Below are 8,628 nucleotides of genomic sequence, written 5' to 3' on the forward strand. Positions count from 1 at the left end.
ATCACGGTGTGGTCCGTACCGCTCGCCCTTTTGATGCCCGTCCGCAGTATGTAACGCTGCACAATGTGCAGCTGACGGTCTTGGGATGCTCGGGTAGTTTCGCCGGGCCAGGCGCGCCCGCCTCCGGGTACCTCGTCGAGGCCGAGGGATACCGGCTGGTCATGGATCTGGGCAACGGGACCCTCTCGGTGCTCTCCGCCCTGCTCGATCCGTTCGCGATCGACGCGCTGCTGCTCTCGCACCTGCATCCGGACCACTGCGCGGACTTCACCTCGCTGATCGTGCACCGGCGGTTCCACCCCGAGCCGCCCTACGACCCACGGCAGCACAAGCTCGACGTGTACGCCCCCGCCGAGGCACCGAGCAGGCTGGCCGCCGCCCACGCCCCGTCCTCGGCCGAGCTCGCCGAGACCGATCTCGGTGACGTGTTCGCCTTCCACCCGCTGTCCGCGCAGACCCTGCACCTGGGTCCCTTCGAGGTCACCGTGTTCCCGGTGCTGCACGTGTGCGAGGCCTTCGGTTTCCGGATCCGGCACGGCGACACCGTGCTCGCCTACACCGGGGACACCGCCATGACTCCGGCGCTCGAGGACCTCGCCGCGGACGCCGACGCGCTGCTGTGCGAGGCCTCCTGGACCCACGGTCCGGACCGCCCGCCCGCACTGCACCTTTCCGGGCGCGAGGCCGGTGAGCTCGCCGCGCGGACCGGGGCCAAGCGGCTGCTGCTGACCCACATCCCGCCGTGGACCGATCCTGCCGCGGTGATCGCCGAGGCCAAGGAGTCGTACGGGGCCCGCCCAACGGTGGTCAGCAGCGGCTCGAGGTATGCCATATAGGGTGTTCGCGTGGCTCGCACCGATGGCAGAAACGATGACCAGCTTCGGGACATCAAACTCACCCGGGGCTTCCAGGACTGGCCCGCCGGCTCGGTACTCGTCGAGTTCGGCAACACCCGCGTGCTGTGCGCCGCGAGTGTCACCGAAGGGGTCCCGCGCTGGCGTACCGGTTCCGGGCTCGGCTGGGTGACCGCCGAGTACGCGATGCTCCCCTCCGCGACGCACACCCGCGGCGACCGGGAATCCGTCAAGGGCAAGATCGGCGGGCGCACCCACGAGATCTCCCGGCTCGTCGGCCGATCGCTGCGCGCCTGCATCGACCTCGCCGCGCTCGGTGAGAACACCATCGTGATCGACTGCGATGTCCTGCAGGCCGACGGCGGAACCCGGACCGCGGCGATCACCGGCGGCTACGTCGCCCTGCACGACGCCGTCACCTGGCTGCGCGCCGCCGGAGCGCTCGCCGACCCGAAACCGCTTTCCTGCGCCGTTTCCGCGATCAGCGTCGGCGTTGTCGACGGCCGGGTCCGGCTCGACCTGCCCTACGAAGAGGACTCGCGCGCCGAGGTCGACATGAACGTGGTCGCCACCGACGCGGGCACCCTGGTCGAGGTGCAGGGCACCGGGGAGGGCGCCACCTTCCCCCGCTCCACCCTCGACAAGATGCTCGACCTGGCCACCGCGGGCTGCGACGAGCTCTGCAAGATCCAGGCCGCCGCGCTCGAGGCGCCCTACCCCGGAGAACTGCCCGAGCCCCCGGCGGGCAAGTCCGGCGGGAAGGGCAAGGGCAAATGAGCACCTTGCTGATCGCCACGCGCAACAAGCACAAGCGCGTGGAGCTCGAGCGCATCCTCGCCGCCGCGGGGATCGGAGTCGAGCTCGTGGACCTCAACTCCGTCCCGCCCTTCGATGAGGCCCCCGAGACCGCGCCGGATTTCGAGGGGAACGCCCTCGACAAGGCGCGCGATGCGGTGCGCGCCACCGGACTCGCCGCGGTCGCCGACGACTCCGGGCTCGCCGTGGACGCACTCAACGGCATGCCCGGGGTACTGTCCGCGCGCTGGTCCGGGCAGCACGGCCAGGACAAGGCCAACCTCGAACTGCTGCTCGCCCAGGTGCGCGACGTGCCCGAGGAACGGCTCGGCGCCGCGTTCGTCAGCGCCGCGGCCCTGGTGCGGCCGGATGGCCAGGAAACCGTCGTGCGCGGTACCTGGCCCGGCCGCCTCGTGCGCGAACCCCGTGGCACCAACGGGTTCGGCTACGACCCGATCTTCGCCCCGCTCGAGGAACCCGAGTACACCGCGGCGGAACTGTCCGATGAACGCAAGGACGAGCTCTCGCACCGCGGCCGCGCCCTGCGCGAACTGCTCCCCGCGCTGCGCGCCTTCGCCGAATCCTGAGCGGGGCTCTCCGATCTAGACGCCGAGGTCCTTGATCAGCCGGGCGACATGGCCGGTCGCGCGGACGTTGTACAGCGCACGTTCGATGCGGCCCTGTTCGTCGACCACGAAGGTCGAGCGGATGACGCCCTGCACGACCTTGCCGTAGTTCTTCTTCTCGCCGAACGCGCCCCATGCGGTCATCATGGTCTTGTCCACATCGGAGAGCAGCGGGAAGGTCAGGTTCTCCTCGGTGATGAACTTGGCGAGCTTTTCCGGCTTGTCCGGGGAAACACCGAGCACCGCGTAGCCCGCGTCGTTGAGCAGGGCGAGGTTTTCGGTGAAGTCGCACGCTTGTTTGGTGCAGCCCGGGGTGCTCGCCGCCGGGTAGCAGTAGACGATCACCTTGCCGCCCTTGTAGTCGGCGAGGGAGATCTGTTTCCCGGTCGAGTCCGGGAGGGTGAACGCGGGCGCTTGCTGGCCTTCTGACAACCGTTCCGTCATGGCGCCACGGTATCGGGTGTCACCGCGCGAACACGAGGAAGGCGAGCAGTAGCCCCGCCCCGAGGAACCAGAGCACGGAAACGACGGCGAGATTGCGCCAGTCCGTACGGGTGCTCGTCTGTTCGCCGGGTTCGTACAGCCCCCGGGTCTCCAGCCAGCGAACCCAGCCGTTCACTCCCATGCGGGTGCCTGCTCGGGCAGGTTCGGGTCGATCGTGAGCGCGCAGTATTGCCAGGCACGAGAGGCGATGTACTGCAGGCCGCTGCTGTCGAAGTCCATCAGCGGCGCTTTGCGCACGTGCGTCTTGCCCGCGATGCTCATCATGTCCGTGGCGGCCTGGTCCAGCGGCAGCCTGCCGACCATGCCCGCGGCTTTCTCGTAGACGTCGGCGCGCGCGTTGGCCAGCTGTTCACCGTAGGCGTCGCTCTTGGCTTTCGCCTGCATGGCCGTGGCCCGTGCGGCCTGCGCGTATCCGTTGAACCGCTCGGCGAACTCGGCCGCGGTCAGGGCGGGTGTCGCATTCAGTACCGTCCCCGGTCCGGCCTCCGCCTCCCCGGGCACCGGATTCGCTTGCTCGGCCGCGTTGTCCATGGGGGAACCCTACCGTCACCGTCGTGAAGTTCGAGCGTGCAGAGTGCAATTTTACCCAGGTGATCTGGCGTTATGTCGGTGCCCGGAGACGAAAATTCCCCCAAATGGAGGCGTCACGAGTTGTGTGTGCTCCGCTACCGTAAGTCTTAGCCGTCGAACCCCAGCGGCGGCCTCCGCCCCCGCGCTCCCGGTGACCCCCAGGCTGGTTGAGCGCGGGGGCCCTTACTTGTCCAGGGCCCTGCCCGGGGCGAAAAAGGGGTCCGTATCGCGCTGTTTCGGGCGTAACCTGATCTCCTGCGATCGGGAGGCTCACGTGACCACGCTCGTCGACCGGCCGAACAGCGCGCTGCTCGTGCTCGACATGCAGAACGGCGTCCTCGCACAGGCCCACGACCGGGACACGATCGTGGCCACTGTCGCGAGCCTGGTGGCCAGGGCGCGCGCCGGCGAGGTTCCGGTGCTCTGGATGCAGCACTGTGGCGAGGAACTGCCCGAAGGCAGCGAGGGCTGGCAGTACGTGTCCGAGCTCGTGCCGTATCCGGACGAACCGGTACTGCGCAAGAGCTACGCCGATGCCTTCGAGGAGACCGGCCTCGAGCAGGCGCTCGCGGAGCGCGGGGCCGGCAGGGTGTTCCTCGCCGGAGCACAGACCGACGAGTGTATCCGCTCGACCTTGCACGGTGCCATCGTGCGCGGCTACGACACGATCCTGATCGCCGATGCGCACACCACCGAGGACCTCAGCCGGTTCGGTGCGCCCACTCCGGAACAGGTCATCGCGCACACCAATCTGTACTGGCGGTACCACCAGGCTCCCGGCCGGACAGCGGGCACGGTGACCAGTGCCGAGCTCGACTTCGCCGCCCCCGGGCGATCGTGAACGAGACCGTGATGAACGAGGAACCGGGGTGTGCCGAATGGCGCGCGGCCCTGCGGCGGGACCGGGAACTGCTCGCCGAGCTCGATCCGCGCTCCGATGAGTACCGGCGGGTGCGGCGCAGGATCCGGCGCGAGACCGCGAAACTGGCCGGATACGAGGAGATCCGTGCGCGGCGCGGGGCCGAGCGCGGCTACGCGGGCTGGGCGCTGGCCGTTATCGGGGCCGTGGTGCTCATTCCGGCCTGGGGGACCTGGTGGATCCTGCTCGGCCTCGGCATGTTGTTGTTCGGCCTGTACCTGGCGGTCGAGCGGCCCCGGCCCCGATAGCCTCGGACGGCGAACGGCCCGGAAACGTGATCGGGGGATGTCGTGCATGTCGTCGAAGTCGACGAACGGGACAGCAGCTGGGAGGACGCGGATCCGCGATTTCGCGTGTACCTCTTCACCGGCGGCGATCTTCCGTACACCTCGTGGACCGTGGAGACCTGCGACATCACCGGGGCCGGGTTACTGGATGTGCTCGGCTGGGCCGAGGAACGGGCCGGAGAGCAGAACGCGCTCTACGCCATCGCTCTCGTCGGTACGGATCACCGGGTTCCGCAGGTGCAGCGGCGTGGACTGACCTGGCTCATCGGAATGGACGCCAATCATCCTGCGGAAACCGAGGCCGAGCGGCGCTGTTACGCGGAGATGCTGGCCCGCCGGGACAGTCCGGTGCTGGGGTGCCAGGGGTGAGCGCTTGGCTCGACATCATCACCGCCCGATCCTGGCGAAGCTGCGGAGCAGCGAGCGGAATCGGGTCGATCGGGTGGGCCCGGAGAGACTCGAACTCTCACTGGCATGGACCTAAACCATGTGCCTCTGCCAATTGGGCTACGGGCCCCAGCTCCGCGGGGGAGTCTACAGCGAGCCCCGGACTGCACTTCGCGGGTTCGGTGCTTTACGGTTGGCCAGCAGCAGGGCACGAGGAGGAACTGTGGCGCGGGACCCGGAGACGATTCAACACGAGATCGAGCAGGCGCGTGACGCGCTCGCGGGCACGCTCGACCAGCTGGGCGCGAAGGCGAATCCGCAACGGCTCGCGGATACGGCCCGTTCGACGGTGCAGGCCAAGCTGGCGGAGCCGAAAGTCAAGTATGCGCTGATCGGCGCCGGAACCCTGGTCGGGCTGCTCGTGCTGCGCAAGCTGTTCCGCTAGCGACTATTTGGCCTCGGCGACGTCGGCCTCGGGTTCGGCGGCGGGGGCCGGGGCTTTCCCGCTGTCCCCGGCGGGCGCCGATTCGGTGGCCGAAGCCTTCCCGTTGACCTTCGCGGCGCCGTTGACCTGCGTGGATGTGCTCTCCGCCGGTTCGGATGCCGCCGGTTCCGCGGCCGCTCCCGTTCCAGTGGTCAGCCGTGCGTGCAGGTAGGCGTCGGTGAAGGCGAAGGCGTCGCCGTCGAGCAGGTGCACGACGGTTTTCTCTCCCTCTCCGGCGGCGAGTTTCTCCACCAGCTGGTCGGCCTTGTCCCGTGCGGCGATCAGTCCCGTCGCGCTGGCGCTGAGTTCCTCCTCGGCGCGGGTCGCGGTGAGTTTCCAGTCGTCGCCGTCACGTGTGTAGTTGATCGTGATCGGTTCCTGCATCACTGCCTCCCGTTCCTGCCTTCGGTGGCCGCCCTTCCCGAACGGTTCACCGAGGACCACATCACTCCCAACGGGTAATCTACGCGTTCTGGGCGTCCCCGCGAAACTCGGCGAGCATGCCGTACCAGCACCCACGCATGATGTATTCGGCCGCCTGCGCCGGAGTGACCTCGTCGCGGTGCTCACACCAGGTGGCGAGCCGTTCACAGGCGCCGAGCAGGATCTCGGCCGCGGCCTCCCTGGACTTCTCGTCCGTGGTGGGGGCGAAGCCCTGCATGAGCGCGGTCATGAGGTTGGTCTGCTGCTGACGGGTCTGCTCGACCTCGGAGCCCGCGGAGTTGGCCATCAGCGCGCCCTCGTTGCGCAGCAGTGACCAGGCCTGGCGGTGGTTCGTGATGAACTCGAAGAAGGCGACGAGCCCTTTGCGCAGGGCGTCCTCGATGTCGATCGCCCCGAGCACGGCCTCCTCGGTGCTCCGTCGCAGTTCGGCGCGCGCCTGCCGGATGGTGCCGATGAGCAGGCCTTCCTTGGAGCCGAAGTATTCGTAGAGCATCGGCTTGGACACGCCGACCCGTTCGGCGATCTCGTCCATCGAGGTGGCCACGAACCCGCGCGCGGCGAAGATCTCCTCCGCGACGGTGAGCATCTGCCGCTCCCGCTCGGCTCGGGGCATGCGTTTGCGAACTGGTGCCTGTTCGTTTCCGGTGGCCGTCACGGGGCTCAGTCTACGCGAATCCGCGATCTAATCTACCATCGGTAACCTACTTGTAGTAACATCACGGCAGGACGCCATTCGAGCACGGCAGGAGCACAGGCATGGCTGAACCGACAAGTCAGGCGATCGCCAAGGTGGCGATCATCGGCAGCGGATTTTCCGGCCTCGGCATGGGCATCAGGCTCAAGCAGGACGGCATCGAGGACTTCGTGATCCTGGAGAAGGCCAAGGATGTCGGCGGCACCTGGCGGGACAACACCTACCCGGGCTGCGCCTGCGACATTCAGTCACACATGTACTCGTTCTCGTTCGAGCAGAACCCGGACTGGAGCCGCTCCTACTCGCCGCAACCGGAGATCTGGGAGTACCTGCGCGGGGTGGCCCGCAAGCACGATCTGTACCGGCACATGCGCTATGGGGTCGAGGTGAAGACGGCCCGCTGGGACGAGGAGCGCAGCTTCTGGCGGATCTACGATGCCGAGGGCACCGAGTACCGCGCGCAGTTCCTGGTCTCCGGGATCGGGGCGCTGCACATTCCGAACGTGCCCGCGCTGCCCGGGATCGAACGTTTCGAGGGGACCGCCTTCCACTCCGCGGAGTGGGACCACGACTTCGACCTGCGGGGCAAGAAGGTCGCGGTGGTCGGGACCGGCGCCTCCGCGGTGCAGTTCGTGCCGCAGATCGCGCCCGAGGTGGCGAAGCTGGAACTGTTCCAGCGCACCCCGCCGTGGATCATGCCCAAGGGCGACTACGACATGCCGGGCTGGGCGCGGCAGGCGTTCAAACGGATCCCGTTCGCCCAGACCCTCTACCGCGACTTCCTGTACTGGATCAACGAGATGCGCGCGATCGGGTTCAACGGGCAGTCGTGGCTGATGCGGCTCGCTGAGCAGGTGGCGCGCAAGCACATGGCCGCGAGCATCAAGGACCGGGAACTGCGCCGCAAGCTCACCCCGGACTACACCATGGGCTGCAAGCGGGTGCTCAAGTCCAATGACTACTACCCGGCACTGAACCGGGACAACGTCGACGTGATCACCGACGGGATCGCCGAGGTGCGCGAGCATTCGGTGGTGGACTCGGCCGGGGTGGAACACGAGGTCGACGCGATCATCTACGGCACCGGGTTTCACGTGACCGATTCCCTCGAGTACCTGGACGTGATCGGGCGCGAGGGGCAGCGGCTGGACAAGACCTGGCAGGAGAACGGGATCCAGACGCACAACGGGATCGCCGTCGCCGGGTTCCCGAACCTGTTCTTCCTGCTCGGGCCGAACACCGGGCTGGGACACAACTCGGTGGTGTTCATGATCGAGCAGCAGATGCGTTACGTCGGCGAGGCGATCCAGCTGGTCGACAAGGGCAAGGCGGGCGCCATCGAGGTGCGCAAGTCCGTGCAGGACCGGTTCAACCAGGATGTGCAGCAGCAGCTGGAGAACGGCGTGTGGTCGACCGGTGGCTGCACGAGCTGGTACCTGGACAGCAAGGGCGTGAACCGCACCGTCTGGCCGGGGTTCACCTTCAACTACTGGCGCCGGACCCGGCGGATCGCTCCCGCCGAGTTCGCGCTGCTCGGCCGCAGTCCCCAGCTGACCCAGGACGAGGACCTGGTCAAGGCGGGCTGATCCGGCGAGTTCATCGAATCGGGCGCGATCCCACCCCGCGGGGGATCGCGCCCGATTCGTGTGCGGGAGGCTCGGTTGGCTTGGGGGCGGTGGTGCTTAGGTCAGCGGGGGAAGCCGCCTTTCAGTCTGGGGCGCCCCGATCTCGCCGAGCCGGTCGCGCGGACGCCGGGTCGGCGGGTCGGCGGGTCGGTGGTGCTGGGGTCAGCGGGGGGTGAATCCGCTTTGTTCGGCGGTGCGGTTGGTGAACGGGCGGAGTTTGCTGACCAGTTCGACGGTGTCGAGTCCGCACAGGGCGGCGAGTTGTTCGAGTGCGGGAAGGTCGAGCGCGATCTCCTGGGTCGCCCCGACCTCACCGAGCCGGTCGCGCGCCCATCGGCGGAAGGGGCGCAGCTCCGGCTGGTCGTCCTTGGCGACCTTGCCGAGGTCGATCTTGACCTTGCCGGACCGGTCGTTGCCGAAGACGCGGTCGTGCACGCGC

13 protein-coding genes, 1 tRNA gene and 1 pseudogene are annotated in these 8,628 nt (G+C 68.2%); 8 read left to right on the forward strand and 7 right to left on the reverse strand.

Going from position 1 to position 8,628, the window contains the following annotated elements; all coding sequences use genetic code 11:
- Positions 1 to 65 precede the first annotated feature (65 nt).
- The 3 genes from AD72_RS06910 to rdgB are packed head-to-tail and all read left to right on the forward strand — an operon-like array spanning position 66 to position 2,236.
- The gene (locus tag AD72_RS06910; RefSeq protein ID WP_037345061.1) at positions 66 to 836 is read left to right on the forward strand and encodes an MBL fold metallo-hydrolase; all 771 of its coding nucleotides are present in this window, start codon (positions 66 to 68) and stop codon (positions 834 to 836) included.
- A gap of 9 nt (positions 837 to 845) precedes the next feature.
- On the forward strand, positions 846 to 1,631 hold the full coding sequence (gene rph / locus AD72_RS06915; protein WP_031465570.1) for a ribonuclease PH: 786 nt from the start codon (positions 846 to 848) through the stop codon (positions 1,629 to 1,631).
- A complete protein-coding gene (gene rdgB, locus AD72_RS06920) occupies positions 1,628 to 2,236 on the forward strand; it encodes an RdgB/HAM1 family non-canonical purine NTP pyrophosphatase (protein ID WP_031465571.1) in 609 nt (202 codons plus the stop codon). The genes rph and rdgB overlap by 4 nt, the downstream gene beginning before the upstream one ends.
- 15 nt (positions 2,237 to 2,251) lie before the next feature.
- Here the strand turns inward: rdgB and bcp are convergent, their stop codons facing one another.
- From bcp to AD72_RS06930, 3 genes are read right to left on the reverse strand one after another with little or no spacing between them, the layout of a single operon-like run.
- Positions 2,252 to 2,719, reverse strand: coding sequence for a thioredoxin-dependent thiol peroxidase (bcp, locus tag AD72_RS06925; RefSeq protein ID WP_031465572.1), 468 nt, complete (start codon positions 2,717 to 2,719; stop codon positions 2,252 to 2,254).
- A 19-nt stretch (positions 2,720 to 2,738) separates the two neighbouring features.
- Positions 2,739 to 2,900: a hypothetical protein gene (locus AD72_RS36395; RefSeq protein ID WP_156365072.1), complete on the reverse strand. Its 162-nt coding sequence runs from the start codon at positions 2,898 to 2,900 to the stop codon at positions 2,739 to 2,741.
- Entirely contained in the window at positions 2,891 to 3,310 is a 420-nt protein-coding gene (locus AD72_RS06930) for a hypothetical protein (protein ID WP_031465573.1), read from the reverse strand. Before AD72_RS06930 ends, AD72_RS36395 begins: the two co-directional genes overlap by 10 nt.
- A gap of 313 nt (positions 3,311 to 3,623) precedes the next feature.
- On the opposite strand from AD72_RS06930, the gene AD72_RS06935 reads away from it, so the two are divergent.
- The 3 genes from AD72_RS06935 to AD72_RS06945 are packed head-to-tail and all read left to right on the forward strand — an operon-like array spanning position 3,624 to position 4,924.
- Positions 3,624 to 4,190 carry an isochorismatase family protein gene (locus AD72_RS06935; protein ID WP_031465574.1) on the forward strand — a complete coding sequence of 189 codons (567 nt, stop codon included), beginning with the start codon at positions 3,624 to 3,626 and terminating at the stop codon, positions 4,188 to 4,190.
- A gap of 11 nt (positions 4,191 to 4,201) precedes the next feature.
- On the forward strand, positions 4,202 to 4,516 hold the full coding sequence (locus AD72_RS06940; protein ID WP_156365073.1) for a hypothetical protein: 315 nt from the start codon (positions 4,202 to 4,204) through the stop codon (positions 4,514 to 4,516).
- 42 nt (positions 4,517 to 4,558) lie between these two features.
- On the forward strand, positions 4,559 to 4,924 hold the full coding sequence (locus AD72_RS06945; RefSeq protein WP_031465576.1) for a hypothetical protein: 366 nt from the start codon (positions 4,559 to 4,561) through the stop codon (positions 4,922 to 4,924).
- 74 nt (positions 4,925 to 4,998) lie between these two features.
- On the opposite strand, the gene AD72_RS06950 is transcribed toward AD72_RS06945, so the two are convergent.
- Positions 4,999 to 5,072: transfer RNA gene (locus AD72_RS06950), tRNA-Leu, on the reverse strand.
- A gap of 93 nt (positions 5,073 to 5,165) precedes the next feature.
- Here AD72_RS06950 and AD72_RS06955 point away from each other — a divergent pair.
- A complete protein-coding gene (locus tag AD72_RS06955; protein WP_031465577.1) occupies positions 5,166 to 5,387 on the forward strand; it encodes a DUF3618 domain-containing protein in 222 nt (73 codons plus the stop codon).
- Between the two features lie 3 nt (positions 5,388 to 5,390).
- Here AD72_RS06955 and AD72_RS06960 read toward each other — a convergent pair whose 3' ends face one another.
- Both AD72_RS06960 and AD72_RS06965 read right to left on the reverse strand, forming a co-directional pair.
- Positions 5,391 to 5,810 carry a hypothetical protein gene (locus AD72_RS06960; protein WP_037345070.1) on the reverse strand — a complete coding sequence of 140 codons (420 nt, stop codon included), beginning with the start codon at positions 5,808 to 5,810 and terminating at the stop codon, positions 5,391 to 5,393.
- A gap of 79 nt (positions 5,811 to 5,889) precedes the next feature.
- Positions 5,890 to 6,483, reverse strand: coding sequence for a TetR/AcrR family transcriptional regulator (locus tag AD72_RS06965; RefSeq protein WP_031465579.1), 594 nt, complete (start codon positions 6,481 to 6,483; stop codon positions 5,890 to 5,892).
- Positions 6,484 to 6,626: 143 nt separating this feature from the next.
- Between AD72_RS06965 and AD72_RS06970 the strand changes: the two genes are divergently transcribed.
- Entirely contained in the window at positions 6,627 to 8,150 is a 1,524-nt protein-coding gene (locus tag AD72_RS06970) for a flavin-containing monooxygenase (RefSeq protein ID WP_031465580.1), read from the forward strand.
- A gap of 201 nt (positions 8,151 to 8,351) precedes the next feature.
- Here AD72_RS06970 and AD72_RS37115 read toward each other — a convergent pair.
- Positions 8,352 to 8,628, reverse strand: a pseudogene (locus AD72_RS37115) (XRE family transcriptional regulator); the annotation flags it as partial.

Source organism: Sciscionella sediminilitoris, from assembly GCF_000737195.2.
GTDB classification, from domain to species: domain Bacteria; phylum Actinomycetota; class Actinomycetes; order Mycobacteriales; family Pseudonocardiaceae; genus Sciscionella; species Sciscionella sediminilitoris.